This is a genomic window from Serratia silvae, from assembly GCF_023282985.1.
Lineage (GTDB): Bacteria > Pseudomonadota > Gammaproteobacteria > Enterobacterales > Enterobacteriaceae > Chania > Chania silvae.
In genome coordinates this window covers 13,330-25,313 of record NZ_JAGQDC010000030.1, presented here as the reverse complement: position 1 = coordinate 25,313, position 11,984 = coordinate 13,330, and the positions used below count along the sequence as shown (strand labels likewise).

Annotated in this window: 26 protein-coding genes; all 26 read left to right on the top strand. The window is 50.1% G+C overall.

The features are described 5' to 3' along the window. The coding region (locus KAJ71_RS22355; protein ID WP_131818057.1) for an EF-Tu C-terminal domain-related protein at positions 1 to 72 on the top strand (72 nt) is incomplete at its 5' end. Positions 73 to 205: 133 nt separating this feature from the next. Then, complete coding sequence (bfd, locus tag KAJ71_RS22350) at positions 206 to 400, top strand: bacterioferritin-associated ferredoxin (protein ID WP_248947667.1); 195 nt, start codon at positions 206 to 208, stop codon at positions 398 to 400. Positions 401 to 474: 74 nt separating this feature from the next. Further along, positions 475 to 954 (top strand): bacterioferritin, encoded by a 480-nt coding sequence (gene bfr / locus KAJ71_RS22345; RefSeq protein ID WP_248947666.1) that lies wholly within the window; start codon positions 475 to 477, stop codon positions 952 to 954. Between the two features lie 365 nt (positions 955 to 1,319). Beyond that, positions 1,320 to 1,631 (top strand): 30S ribosomal protein S10, encoded by a 312-nt coding sequence (gene rpsJ / locus KAJ71_RS22340; RefSeq protein ID WP_001181005.1) that lies wholly within the window; start codon positions 1,320 to 1,322, stop codon positions 1,629 to 1,631. Positions 1,632 to 1,662: 31 nt separating this feature from the next. Continuing rightward, positions 1,663 to 2,292 (top strand): 50S ribosomal protein L3, encoded by a 630-nt coding sequence (gene rplC, locus KAJ71_RS22335; RefSeq protein ID WP_004956193.1) that lies wholly within the window; start codon positions 1,663 to 1,665, stop codon positions 2,290 to 2,292. 10 nt (positions 2,293 to 2,302) lie between these two features. Then, positions 2,303 to 2,908 (top strand): 50S ribosomal protein L4, encoded by a 606-nt coding sequence (rplD, locus tag KAJ71_RS22330; protein WP_004929779.1) that lies wholly within the window; start codon positions 2,303 to 2,305, stop codon positions 2,906 to 2,908. Continuing rightward, on the top strand, positions 2,905 to 3,207 hold the full coding sequence (rplW, locus tag KAJ71_RS22325; protein ID WP_021182229.1) for a 50S ribosomal protein L23: 303 nt from the start codon (positions 2,905 to 2,907) through the stop codon (positions 3,205 to 3,207). The genes rplD and rplW overlap by 4 nt, the downstream gene beginning before the upstream one ends. An 18-nt stretch (positions 3,208 to 3,225) precedes the next feature. Further along, the gene (gene rplB / locus KAJ71_RS22320) at positions 3,226 to 4,050 is read left to right on the top strand and encodes a 50S ribosomal protein L2 (RefSeq protein WP_248947665.1); all 825 of its coding nucleotides are present in this window, start codon (positions 3,226 to 3,228) and stop codon (positions 4,048 to 4,050) included. 14 nt (positions 4,051 to 4,064) lie between these two features. After that, complete coding sequence (rpsS, locus tag KAJ71_RS22315) at positions 4,065 to 4,343, top strand: 30S ribosomal protein S19 (RefSeq protein WP_004929772.1); 279 nt, start codon at positions 4,065 to 4,067, stop codon at positions 4,341 to 4,343. Between the two features lie 14 nt (positions 4,344 to 4,357). Beyond that, on the top strand, positions 4,358 to 4,690 hold the full coding sequence (gene rplV / locus KAJ71_RS22310; protein ID WP_004391423.1) for a 50S ribosomal protein L22: 333 nt from the start codon (positions 4,358 to 4,360) through the stop codon (positions 4,688 to 4,690). Between the two features lie 17 nt (positions 4,691 to 4,707). Further along, on the top strand, positions 4,708 to 5,406 hold the full coding sequence (rpsC, locus tag KAJ71_RS22305; protein WP_004956187.1) for a 30S ribosomal protein S3: 699 nt from the start codon (positions 4,708 to 4,710) through the stop codon (positions 5,404 to 5,406). 12 nt (positions 5,407 to 5,418) lie between these two features. Further along, positions 5,419 to 5,829 (top strand): 50S ribosomal protein L16, encoded by a 411-nt coding sequence (rplP, locus tag KAJ71_RS22300; RefSeq protein WP_004929764.1) that lies wholly within the window; start codon positions 5,419 to 5,421, stop codon positions 5,827 to 5,829. Next, entirely contained in the window at positions 5,829 to 6,020 is a 192-nt protein-coding gene (gene rpmC / locus KAJ71_RS22295; RefSeq protein WP_002218942.1) for a 50S ribosomal protein L29, read from the top strand. The genes rplP and rpmC overlap by 1 nt, the downstream gene beginning before the upstream one ends. Further along, complete coding sequence (gene rpsQ / locus KAJ71_RS22290) at positions 6,021 to 6,275, top strand: 30S ribosomal protein S17 (protein ID WP_021182227.1); 255 nt, start codon at positions 6,021 to 6,023, stop codon at positions 6,273 to 6,275. It begins immediately after the preceding gene. Positions 6,276 to 6,441: 166 nt separating this feature from the next. Continuing rightward, positions 6,442 to 6,813, top strand: a complete 372-nt coding sequence (gene rplN / locus KAJ71_RS22285; protein ID WP_020837240.1) for a 50S ribosomal protein L14 — start codon at positions 6,442 to 6,444, stop codon at positions 6,811 to 6,813. A gap of 10 nt (positions 6,814 to 6,823) precedes the next feature. Next, positions 6,824 to 7,138 carry a 50S ribosomal protein L24 gene (gene rplX, locus KAJ71_RS22280; RefSeq protein WP_021808126.1) on the top strand — a complete coding sequence of 105 codons (315 nt, stop codon included), beginning with the start codon at positions 6,824 to 6,826 and terminating at the stop codon, positions 7,136 to 7,138. A 14-nt stretch (positions 7,139 to 7,152) separates the two neighbouring features. Beyond that, the gene (gene rplE / locus KAJ71_RS22275; protein WP_021808125.1) at positions 7,153 to 7,692 is read left to right on the top strand and encodes a 50S ribosomal protein L5; all 540 of its coding nucleotides are present in this window, start codon (positions 7,153 to 7,155) and stop codon (positions 7,690 to 7,692) included. Between the two features lie 13 nt (positions 7,693 to 7,705). After that, entirely contained in the window at positions 7,706 to 8,011 is a 306-nt protein-coding gene (gene rpsN, locus KAJ71_RS22270; protein ID WP_021182224.1) for a 30S ribosomal protein S14, read from the top strand. Positions 8,012 to 8,041: 30 nt separating this feature from the next. Beyond that, positions 8,042 to 8,434, top strand: coding sequence for a 30S ribosomal protein S8 (rpsH, locus tag KAJ71_RS22265; protein ID WP_021182223.1), 393 nt, complete (start codon positions 8,042 to 8,044; stop codon positions 8,432 to 8,434). A gap of 14 nt (positions 8,435 to 8,448) precedes the next feature. Further along, positions 8,449 to 8,982: a 50S ribosomal protein L6 gene (rplF, locus tag KAJ71_RS22260; RefSeq protein WP_248947664.1), complete on the top strand. Its 534-nt coding sequence runs from the start codon at positions 8,449 to 8,451 to the stop codon at positions 8,980 to 8,982. 9 nt (positions 8,983 to 8,991) lie between these two features. Continuing rightward, the gene (gene rplR, locus KAJ71_RS22255; RefSeq protein ID WP_021182221.1) at positions 8,992 to 9,345 is read left to right on the top strand and encodes a 50S ribosomal protein L18; all 354 of its coding nucleotides are present in this window, start codon (positions 8,992 to 8,994) and stop codon (positions 9,343 to 9,345) included. 14 nt (positions 9,346 to 9,359) lie between these two features. Further along, on the top strand, positions 9,360 to 9,860 hold the full coding sequence (gene rpsE, locus KAJ71_RS22250; protein ID WP_021182220.1) for a 30S ribosomal protein S5: 501 nt from the start codon (positions 9,360 to 9,362) through the stop codon (positions 9,858 to 9,860). A 6-nt stretch (positions 9,861 to 9,866) separates the two neighbouring features. Next, positions 9,867 to 10,046 (top strand): 50S ribosomal protein L30, encoded by a 180-nt coding sequence (rpmD, locus tag KAJ71_RS22245; RefSeq protein ID WP_004956161.1) that lies wholly within the window; start codon positions 9,867 to 9,869, stop codon positions 10,044 to 10,046. A gap of 3 nt (positions 10,047 to 10,049) precedes the next feature. After that, complete coding sequence (gene rplO, locus KAJ71_RS22240) at positions 10,050 to 10,484, top strand: 50S ribosomal protein L15 (RefSeq protein WP_021182219.1); 435 nt, start codon at positions 10,050 to 10,052, stop codon at positions 10,482 to 10,484. A gap of 8 nt (positions 10,485 to 10,492) precedes the next feature. After that, the gene (secY, locus tag KAJ71_RS22235; protein ID WP_021182218.1) at positions 10,493 to 11,824 is read left to right on the top strand and encodes a preprotein translocase subunit SecY; all 1,332 of its coding nucleotides are present in this window, start codon (positions 10,493 to 10,495) and stop codon (positions 11,822 to 11,824) included. A gap of 33 nt (positions 11,825 to 11,857) precedes the next feature. Further along, complete coding sequence (gene rpmJ / locus KAJ71_RS22230; protein ID WP_002227352.1) at positions 11,858 to 11,974, top strand: 50S ribosomal protein L36; 117 nt, start codon at positions 11,858 to 11,860, stop codon at positions 11,972 to 11,974. The last annotated feature ends 10 nt before the right edge of the window (positions 11,975 to 11,984 follow it).

The following is an 11,984-nucleotide window of genomic DNA, read 5'->3' as shown; positions in this document are numbered from 1 at the left end:
GGCTTGCGTTTCGCAATCCGTGAAGGCGGCCGTACTGTAGGTGCGGGCGTTGTTGCTAAAGTTATCGCTTAATCGCGAATAATTTATAAGCACTAAAAGAGGGCACTTCGGTGCCCTTTTTTTATACAATTTTTTATCAATGTTAATTGAAATAAAAACGATTCTTATTTAGACTTACTGTATTGGTTAAAAAGTGAGTCTCTCTATGTACGTATGTCTGTGTAATGCTGTGTCTGACAAAGCGATCCGTAAAGCGGTACGTCAGCACGATCCTCATACCATGAAGCAACTGCGTGAATTGGTGCCGATTGGAACCGACTGCGGTAAATGCATTCGTCAGGCAAGGCAAATTATGGTGGAGGAACGGGCAACCCTGATTCATATGCACGAAGTCGCCTAATAAATAGTAGGGTTATTTTTTGACTCTTGGCCCGCAGCTTCTACACTTTTAGAACTGCCCAGGAGGATTTACCTATGAAAGGCGATAAAAAGATCATTGCTCACCTCAACAAGCTGCTCGGTAACGAGCTGGTTGCCATCAATCAATACTTCCTGCACGCGCGTATGTTCAAAAATTGGGGCCTGATGCGTCTCAATGAGAAGGAATATCACGAGTCGATCGATGAGATGAAACATGCCGATCGCTACATCGAGCGTATCCTGTTCCTTGAAGGGTTACCTAATCTGCAAGATCTCGGCAAACTGAATATCGGCGAAGATGTCGAAGAGATGCTGAGGTCCGATTTGGCTCTGGAGCTGGACGGTGCCAAGAACCTGCGGGAAGGTATCGCCTATGCCGACTCTATCCATGATTACGTTAGCCGCGATCTGATGAAAGAGGTTTTGGCCGATGAGGAAGGGCATATCGACTGGTTGGAGACTGAGCTGAGCCTGATTGAGCGGCTTGGCATCCAAAACTATTGCCAGGCGCAAGTGCTGGAACGCAGGGACTGACATTACGGCTCCCCTCCCTCCTTGGCCAGTATCTCTAGAACTGGTAGGGCAGGGGAGTAACATACTACTATGCCGCGCACTTCCTCCAAACTCTCCCGATCCTCGCCAAACCAATAAATTGCCGTCTATTCTGAGCATATTTCCATCCGTGGCTTGCAACTTGGGCTGGTTTGCGTATAATGCGCGGGCTTACCTAATCTTGGTAAGCCTGATTTTAGCGAATCAGTCGATTGGCAAGAACGTTTTGCCCTTCGAACAATACTCCCGATATGGGGGTTATATGTTGACGATTACACTCCCCCATCAATCGAAATGGGTGTGAGGAGTAATTATTTACGTTTATAAATAATTGGAGCTCTGGTCTCATGCAGAACCAAAGAATCCGTATCCGCCTGAAAGCGTTTGATCATCGTCTGATCGATCAATCAACTGCGGAAATCGTCGAGACTGCCAAGCGCACTGGTGCGCAAGTCCGTGGTCCGATCCCGCTGCCAACTCGCAAAGAGCGCTTTACCGTTCTGATCTCCCCGCACGTCAACAAAGACGCGCGTGATCAGTACGAGATCCGCACTCACAAGCGTCTGGTTGACATCGTTGAGCCAACTGAGAAAACCGTTGATGCTCTGATGCGTCTGGATCTGGCTGCCGGTGTAGACGTGCAGATCAGCCTGGGTTAATCAGGTCATTGACGATTGAGAGGTTGAAACAATGATTGGTTTAGTCGGTAAAAAAGTGGGCATGACTCGTATCTTCACTGAAGATGGCGTTTCTATCCCAGTAACCGTGATTGAAATTGAAGCGAACCGCGTGACTCAGGTTAAAGACCTGGACAACGACGGATACCGTGCCATTCAGGTCACTACCGGTAGCAAAAAAGCTAACCGTGTGACCAAACCGGAAGCGGGTCATTTCGCTAAAGCTGGCGTTGAAGCTGGCCGTGGTCTGTGGGAATTCCGCCTTGAAGAAGGTCAAGAGTTCGCTGCAGGTCAAGAAATCAGCGTAGAAATCTTCGCTGACGTTAAAAAAGTCGATGTTACCGGTACTTCCAAAGGTAAAGGTTTTGCTGGCACTGTAAAGCGCTGGAACTTCCGTACTCAGGATGCAACCCACGGTAACTCCTTGTCTCACCGCGTTCCGGGTTCTATCGGTCAGAACCAGACTCCGGGCAAAGTGTTCAAAGGCAAGAAAATGGCTGGCCACCTGGGTGACGAGCGTGTAACCGTTCAAAGCCTGGACGTAGTACGTGTTGACGCTGAGCGCAACCTGCTGCTGGTTAAGGGTGCTGTACCGGGCGCAACCGGTGGCAACCTGATCGTTAAACCAGCTGTGAAGGCGTAAGGGGATAGCAATGGAATTAGTATTGAAAGACGCGCAAAGCGCGCTGACTGTTTCCGAAACTACCTTCGGTCGTGATTTCAACGAAGCGCTGGTACACCAGGTTGTTGTTGCTTATGCAGCAGGTGCCCGTCAAGGTACCCGTGCTCAGAAGACCCGTGCTGAAGTGACTGGTTCCGGTAAAAAACCGTGGCGCCAGAAAGGTACAGGCCGTGCGCGTTCAGGTTCTGTGAAGAGCCCGATCTGGCGTTCTGGTGGTGTAACCTTCGCTGCGAAGCCACAAGACCACAGTCAGAAAGTAAACAAAAAGATGTACCGCGGCGCGCTGAAAAGCATCCTGTCCGAACTGGTACGTCAAGATCGTCTGATCGTTGTCGAGAAGTTCTCTGTAGAAGCGCCTAAAACTAAGCTGCTGGCACAGAAACTGAAAGATATGGCTCTGGAAGATGTGCTGATCGTGACCGGTGAACTGGATGAGAATCTGTTCCTGGCAGCCCGCAACCTGTACAAGGTTGACGTGCGCGATGTAGCAGGTATCGACCCAGTTAGCCTGATCGCCTTCGACAAAGTGGTTATGACTGCTGATGCTGTGAAGCAAGTTGAGGAGATGCTGGCATGATCCGTGAAGAACGTTTGCTGAAAGTGCTGCGTGCACCGCACGTATCTGAAAAAGCATCCGCTGCGATGGAAAAAAGCAACACCATCGTACTCAAAGTTGCCAAAGACGCGACCAAAGCAGAAATTAAAGCTGCAGTGCAGAAACTGTTTGAAGTCGAAGTCGAAGACGTTAACACCCTGGTAGTAAAAGGGAAAGTGAAGCGTCAAGGTCAGCGTGTTGGTCGTCGTAGCGACTGGAAAAAAGCTTACGTCACCCTGAAGGAAGGCCAGAACTTGGACTTCATCGGCGGCGCAGAGTAAGTCGGAGGAGTAAGAACAATGGCAATTGTTAAATGTAAACCTACATCTCCGGGTCGTCGCCACGTTGTTAAAGTGGTTAACCCTGAGCTGCACAAGGGTAAACCTTATGCCCCGCTGCTTGAGAAACTGAGCAAAAGCGGTGGTCGTAACAACAATGGCCGTATCACCACCCGTCATATCGGTGGTGGCCACAAGCAACATTATCGTCTGGTTGACTTCAAACGCAACAAAGATGGTATCCCTGCTGTGGTTGAGCGTCTGGAGTACGATCCGAACCGTTCCGCGAACATCGCGTTGGTTCTGTACAAAGACGGCGAACGCCGTTACATCCTGGCGCCGAAAGGCCTGAAAGCTGGTGACCAGATCCAATCTGGTGTTGATGCTGCAATCAAAGCGGGTAACACCCTGCCTATGCGCAACATCCCAGTAGGTTCAACGGTTCATAACGTAGAAATGAAACCAGGTAAAGGCGGCCAGATGGCTCGTTCTGCTGGTGCCTACGTTCAGATCGTCGCACGTGATGGTTCCTACGTAACTCTGCGTCTGCGCTCTGGCGAAATGCGTAAAGTTCCAGTTGATTGCCGCGCCACCCTGGGTGAAGTCGGTAACGCTGAACATATGCTTCGCGTTCTGGGTAAAGCAGGTGCTGCACGTTGGCGTGGTATTCGTCCTACCGTTCGCGGTACGGCGATGAACCCAGTCGATCACCCGCACGGTGGTGGTGAAGGTCGTAACTTTGGTAAGCACCCGGTAACTCCGTGGGGCGTTCAGACCAAAGGTAAGAAGACCCGTAGCAACAAGCGTACTGACAAGTTCATCGTACGTCGCCGTAGTAAAAAATAATTAGAGGATAAGCCATGCCACGTTCTCTCAAGAAAGGTCCTTTTATTGACCTGCACTTGCTGAAGAAGGTAGAGAAAGCGGTGGAAAGCGGTGACAAGAAGCCTTTGCGCACTTGGTCCCGTCGTTCAACGATCTTTCCTAACATGATCGGTTTGACCATCGCTGTCCATAATGGTCGTCAGCACGTACCAGTATTTGTTTCCGATGAAATGGTCGGTCACAAACTGGGTGAATTCGCGCCGACTCGTACTTATCGCGGCCATGCGGCTGATAAAAAAGCTAAAAAGCGCTAAGGTAGGAGGAAGAGATGGAAACTATCGCTAAACATCGCCACGCTCGTTCTTCTGCTCAGAAGGTTCGCCTTGTTGCAGACCTGATCCGCGGTAAGAAAGTGTCGCAAGCTCTGGAAACTCTGGCCTACACCAACAAGAAAGCTGCTGGTCTGGTCAAGAAAGTGCTGGAGTCTGCCATTGCTAACGCAGAACACAACGATGGCGCTGACATCGATGATCTGAAAGTCACGAAAATCTTCGTAGACGAAGGCCCAAGCATGAAGCGCATTATGCCTCGTGCAAAAGGTCGTGCAGATCGCATCCTGAAGCGCACCAGCCACATTACTGTGGTTGTGTCCGATCGCTGAGACTCTGGAGACTAGCAATGGGTCAGAAAGTACATCCTAATGGTATTCGCCTGGGTATTGTCAAACCTTGGAACTCTACTTGGTATGCGAATACCAAAGAATTCGCTGACAACCTGGACAGCGACTTTAAAGTTCGCCAATTCTTGACTAAAGAACTGGCGAAAGCTTCCGTTTCTCGCATCGTTATCGAGCGTCCAGCGAAGAGCATCCGTGTGACTATTCACACCGCTCGTCCTGGCATCGTTATCGGCAAGAAAGGTGAAGATGTCGAAAAACTGCGTAAGGTCGTAGCGGATATCGCTGGCGTTCCTGCGCAAATTAACATCGCCGAAGTCCGTAAACCGGAACTGGACGCAAAATTGGTTGCTGACAGCATCACTTCACAGCTGGAACGTCGCGTTATGTTCCGTCGTGCTATGAAGCGTGCTGTACAGAACGCAATGCGTCTTGGCGCTAAAGGTATCAAAGTTGAAGTAAGCGGCCGTCTTGGCGGTGCTGAAATCGCGCGTACCGAATGGTACCGTGAAGGTCGTGTTCCGTTGCACACACTGCGTGCGGATATCGATTACAACACATCTGAAGCGCACACCACTTATGGTGTAATCGGCGTTAAGGTATGGATCTTCAAAGGTGAGATCCTGGGTGGTATGGCTGCAGTTGAACAACCGGAACCGGCTGCTCAACCTAAAAAGCAGCAGCGTAAAGGCCGCAAGTAAGGAGAGTCGCTGATGTTACAACCAAAGCGTACAAAATTCCGTAAGGTGCACAAGGGCCGCAACCGTGGTCTGGCGCAAGGTACGGATGTTAGCTTCGGCACTTTCGGTCTGAAAGCTGTTGGCCGTGGCCGTCTGACTGCTCGTCAAATCGAAGCAGCTCGTCGTGCAATGACTCGTGCAGTGAAGCGTCAAGGTAAGATCTGGATCCGTGTATTCCCGGACAAACCAATCACCGAGAAGCCTCTTGAAGTGCGTATGGGTAAAGGTAAAGGGAACGTGGAATATTGGGTTGCCCTGATCCAACCTGGCAAAGTCCTGTACGAAATGGACGGCGTTCCAGAAGAAGTCGCCCGTGAAGCGTTCAAGCTGGCAGCAGCTAAACTGCCGATCAAAACCACCTTTGTAACTAAGACGGTGATGTAATGAAAGCACAAGAGCTGCGTGAAAAAAGTGTTGAAGAGCTGAACACTGAGCTGCTCAACCTGCTGCGTGAGCAATTCAACTTGCGCATGCAGGCGGCGAGTGGCCAACTGCAACAAACTCACCTGTTGAAACAAGTGCGTCGTAATGTCGCACGCGTTAAGACTTTACTGACTGAAAAGGCGGGTGCGTAAATGACTGATATTATCCGTACTCTGCAAGGTCGTGTTGTTAGTGACAAAATGGAGAAATCCATGGTTGTTGCTATCGAACGTACGGTGAAGCACCCGATCTACGGGAAATTCATCAAGCGTACGACTAAGCTGCATGTACATGATGAGAACAACGAATGTGGTATCGGCGACGTGGTAGAAATCCGCGAATGCCGTCCACTGTCCAAGACTAAGTCATGGACGTTGGTTCGCATTGTAGATAAAGCGATTCTGTAATAGAGTAGCTGACTCTAACTTAATAAACGGCTCAGAAAGTGAGCCGTTTATTTTTTCTACCCATACTCTGGAAGCGGTGTTATAATGCTGCGCCCTCGGTTATGGGGCTTTTCAACGACCTAGTAATGGGTCCTAAAGTTGTAGTTGACATTAGCGGAGCACTAACATGATCCAAGAACAGACTATGCTGAACGTGGCCGACAACTCCGGTGCACGTCGCGTAATGTGTATCAAGGTTCTAGGTGGCTCGCACCGTCGCTACGCAGGCATCGGCGACGTCATCAAAATTACCATCAAGGAAGCAATTCCTCGCGGTAAGGTGAAGAAAGGCGATGTGCTGAAGGCGGTAGTGGTGCGCACCAAGAAGGGTGTACGTCGCCCGGACGGTTCTGTCATTCGCTTCGATGGTAATGCATGCGTTATTTTAAACAATAACAGCGAGCAACCTATCGGTACGCGTATTTTTGGGCCGGTAACTCGTGAACTGCGTAATGAGAAGTTCATGAAAATTATCTCTCTGGCACCAGAAGTACTCTAAGGAGCGAACCATGGCAGCGAAAATCCGTCGTGATGACGAAGTTATCGTGCTTACCGGGAAAGACAAAGGTAAACGCGGTAAAGTAAAAAATGTCCTGTCTGCTGGTAAGGTCATTGTTGAAGGTATCAACCTGGTTAAGAAACATCAGAAGCCGGTCCCGGCCCTGAACCAACCAGGTGGCATTGTTGAAAAAGAAGCTGCTATTCAGGTTTCCAACATTGCGCTGTTCAACTCGGCTACCGGTAAGGCTGACCGTGTAGGCTTTAGATTCGAAGACGGCAAAAAAGTCCGTTTCTTCAAATCAAATAGCGAAACTATCAAGTAATTTGGAGTATGACGATGGCGAAACTGCATGATTACTACAAAGACGAGGTAGTCAAACAACTGATGTCTCAGTTTGATTACAACTCTGTCATGCAAGTCCCTCGGGTCGAGAAGATCACCCTGAATATGGGTGTTGGTGAAGCGATCGCTGACAAGAAACTGCTGGATAATGCAGCAGCTGACTTGGCAGCAATCTCCGGTCAAAAGCCGTTCATCACCAAAGCACGCAAATCTGTTGCAGGCTTCAAAATCCGCCAGGGCTATCCGATCGGCTGTAAAGTAACTCTGCGTGGCGAACGCATGTGGGAGTTCTTTGAGCGTCTGATTTCCATTGCTGTTCCACGTATCCGTGACTTCCGTGGCTTGTCCGCCAAGTCATTCGATGGCCGTGGTAACTACAGCATGGGTGTGCGTGAGCAAATCATCTTCCCAGAAATCGACTACGACAAAGTCGATCGCGTTCGTGGTTTGGATATTACCATTACCACTTCTGCGAAATCTGATGATGAAGGCCGCGCGCTGTTGGCTGCTTTTAACTTCCCGTTCCGCAAGTAAGGCAGGGTTACTGATGGCTAAGCAATCAATGAAAGCACGCGAAGTCGTTCGCGTGAAACTGGCTGACAAGTACCGCGCTAAACGCGAGGAATTGAAAGCTATCATTTCTGGTGTGAACTCTTCTGACGAAGATCGTTGGGATGCTGTTCTCAAGCTCCAGTCTCTGCCGCGTGATTCCAGCCCGTCTCGTCAGCGTAAACGCTGCCGTCAAACTGGCCGTCCACATGGTTATGTGGGCAAATTCGGGTTGAGCCGTATCAAGCTACGTGAAGCCGCTATGCGCGGTGAAGTACCGGGCTTGAAAAAGGCTAGCTGGTAATTACCAATTGAATCACGGGAGTAAAGACAGATGAGCATGCAAGATCCGATCGCGGATATGCTGACCCGTATCCGTAACGGTCAAGCCGCGAACAAAGTTGCGGTCACCATGCCTTCCTCCAAGCTGAAAGTGGCAATTGCCAACGTGCTGAAGGAAGAAGGTTTTATTGAAGATTTCAAAATTGAAGGCGACACCAAGCCTGTTCTGGAACTGGTACTGAAGTACTTCCAGGGTAAGGCAGTGGTAGAAAGCATTCAGCGTATCAGTCGTCCAGGTCTGCGCATCTACAAGAAAAAAGATGCACTGCCAAAAGTTATGGCCGGTCTGGGTATCGCTGTTATTTCTACCTCTAAAGGTGTTATGACCGATCGTGCAGCTCGCCAAGCTGGTCTTGGTGGCGAGATTATCTGCTACGTAGCTTAATTCGGGAGGAAAGAATGTCTCGTGTTGCAAAAGCACCCGTCGTCATTCCTGCCGGCGTAGAGGTAAAACTCAACGGTCAGGTTATTTCGGTTAAGGGTAAGAACGGCGAGCTGACTCGTACAGTCCATGACGCCGTTGAAGTGAAGCAAGAAGCTAACGCACTGACTTTCGCACCGCGCGAAGGTTTTGCTAACGCATGGGCCCAAGCGGGTACCACGCGCGCTCTGCTGAACGCAATGGTTGTCGGTGTTACCGATGGTTTCACCAAGAAGCTTCAACTGGTAGGTGTTGGTTATCGTGCTGCTGTTAAAGGCAACGTGGTGAATTTAGCCCTGGGCTTCTCTCACCCAATCGATCACCAGCTGCCAGCAGGTATTACTGCTGAATGCCCAAGCCAAACTGAAATCGTGCTGAAAGGCGCTGATAAGCAGGTTATTGGCCAGGTTGCTGCAGATCTGCGTGCCTACCGCCGTCCTGAGCCTTATAAAGGCAAGGGTGTCCGTTACGCCGACGAAGTCGTGCGTACCAAAGAGGCTAAGAAGAAGTAAGGTAACACTATGGATAAGAAATCTGCTCGTATCCGTCGTGCGACCCGCGCACGCCGTAAGCTCAAAGAACTGGGTGCAACCCGCCTGGTGGTACATCGTACCCCGCGTCACATTTACGCACAGGTAATTGCTCCGAATGGTTCTGAAGTTCTGGTAGCCGCTTCTACTTTAGAAAAAGCTATCACTGAGCAATTGAAGTACTCCGGTAACAAAGACGCAGCAGCAGCCGTAGGTAAAGCTCTGGCTGAGCGCGCGTTGGAAAAAGGGATTGCGAAAGTATCCTTTGACCGTTCCGGTTTCCAATATCATGGTCGAGTCCAGGCACTGGCAGATGCTGCCCGTGAAGCTGGCCTTCAGTTCTAAGGAAGAGGTTTAAGATGGCTCACATCGAAAAACAAGCTGGCGAACTGCAGGAAAAGCTGATCGCGGTAAACCGCGTATCTAAAACCGTAAAAGGTGGCCGTATTTTCAGCTTTACCGCACTGACAGTAGTTGGTGATGGTAACGGTCGCGTTGGTTTTGGCTACGGCAAAGCACGCGAAGTTCCAGCAGCGATCCAGAAAGCGATGGAAAAAGCCCGTCGCAACATGATGAATGTCGCGCTGAACGGCGGCACCCTGCAGCACCCTGTTAAAGGTGCTCATACGGGTTCCCGTGTGTTCATGCAGCCAGCTCATGAAGGTACCGGTATCATCGCGGGTGGTGCAATGCGCGCCGTTCTCGAAGTTGCTGGGGTGCACAACGTACTGGCTAAAGCTTATGGTTCCACTAACCCGATCAACGTGGTTCGTGCAACTATCGACGCTTTGGCTAATATGAAGTCTCCTGAAATGGTCGCTGCCAAGCGTGGTAAATCCGTTGCAGACATTCTGGGGTAATTGACCATGGCTAAGACTATCAAAGTTACACAAGTTCGCAGCTCCATTGGCCGTCTGCCGAAGCATAAAGCTACACTGCTCGGTCTGGGTCTGCGTCGTATTGGTCACACCGTAGAGCGCGAGGATACTCCTGCTGTACGCGGTATGATCAACCTGGTTTCCTACATGGTTAAGGTTGAGGAGTAACAGATGCGTTTAAATACTCTGTCTCCGGCTGAAGGTGCCAAGCATGCGCCTAAGCGTGTAGGTCGTGGTATCGGTTCTGGCCTGGGTAAAACCGCCGGTCGTGGTCACAAAGGTCAGAACTCACGTTCTGGCGGTGGCGTACGTCGTGGGTTTGAAGGTGGTCAGATGCCTTTATATCGTCGTTTGCCGAAATTCGGCTTCACCTCTCGCAAAGCTATGATCACGGCAGAAGTTCGTCTGTCTGAACTGGCTCTTGTTGAAGGCGACGTAATCGACCTGAACACGCTGAAAGCCGCTAACGTTGTTGGTACCCAGATCGAGTTCGCGAAAGTTATGCTTTCTGGCGAAATCACTCGTCCGGTTACCCTGCGTGGTCTGCGTGTCACCAAAGGCGCTCGTGTTGCTATCGAGGCTGCTGGCGGTAAAATTGAGGAATAAGTAAGCTGATGGCTAAGCAACCAGGATTAGATTTTCAAAGTGCTAAAGGCGGACTCGGTGAGCTGAAGCGCAGACTTTTGTTTGTTATCGGCGCGCTGATTGTTTTCCGCATTGGCTCTTTCATTCCGATTCCTGGTATCGATGCCACTGTGCTTGCCAAACTGCTCGAACAGCAGAGAGGCACCATCATTGAAATGTTTAACATGTTCTCTGGTGGTGCTCTCAGCCGTGCTTCTATTTTTGCTCTGGGGATCATGCCGTACATTTCGGCCTCGATCATTATCCAGTTACTGACGGTGGTTCACCCAGCGTTGGCGGAAATCAAGAAAGAAGGGGAGGCTGGCCGTCGCAAGATTAGCCAGTACACCCGCTACGGTACGCTGGTGTTGGCCATATTCCAGTCGATCGGTATTGCTACCGGTCTGCCGAATATGCCTGGTATGCAGGGCCTGGTGTTAAACCCAGGCTTTGCGTTCTACTTTACTGCGGTTGTGAGTCTGGTTACCGGGACAATGTTCCTGATGTGGCTGGGCGAGCAGATTACTGAACGTGGTATCGGTAACGGTATCTCAATCATTATCTTCGCGGGTATTGTGGCGGGTCTTCCGCCGGCAGTTGGCCATACTATTGAGCAAGCTAGGCAAGGCGACCTGCACTTCCTCTTGTTGCTGTTGGTTGCAGTATTAGTGTTTGCAGTAACCTTCTTCGTTGTTTTCATTGAACGTGGTCAACGTCGTATCGTCGTTAACTATGCGAAACGTCAACAAGGACGTCGTGTTTACGCAGCACAGAGCACACACTTACCGTTGAAAGTGAACATGGCAGGGGTTATCCCGGCAATCTTCGCTTCCAGCATTATTCTGTTCCCTGCCACGATTGCATCATGGTTTGGGGGCGGTACCGGTTGGAACTGGCTGACAACGATTTCGCTGTATTTGCAGCCTGGACAACCGCTTTATGTGTTACTCTATGCGTCTGCAATCATCTTCTTCTGTTTCTTCTACACGGCGTTGGTTTTCAACCCGCGTGAAACAGCAGATAACCTGAAGAAGTCCGGTGCCTTCGTACCAGGAATTCGTCCGGGAGAGCAAACGGCGAAATATATCGATAAAGTGATGACGCGTTTAACCCTGGTGGGCGCGATGTACATTACTTTCATCTGCCTGATCCCGGAGTTCATGCGTGATGCAATGAAAGTACCATTCTACTTTGGTGGTACCTCGCTACTGATCGTTGTTGTCGTCATCATGGACTTTATGGCTCAAGTGCAAACTCTGATGATGTCAAGTCAGTACGAGTCTGCATTGAAGAAAGCAAACCTGAAAGGCTATAACCGCTAATCTGGTGCGTTTGAGAAGTTACGGAGAGTAAAAATGAAAGTTCGTGCTTCCGTCAAGAAATTATGTCGTAACTGCAAAATCGTTAAGCGTAACGGTGTCGTTCGTGTGATTTGCAGCGCCGAGCCGAAGCATAAACAGCGTCAAGGCTGATTATCTCGCA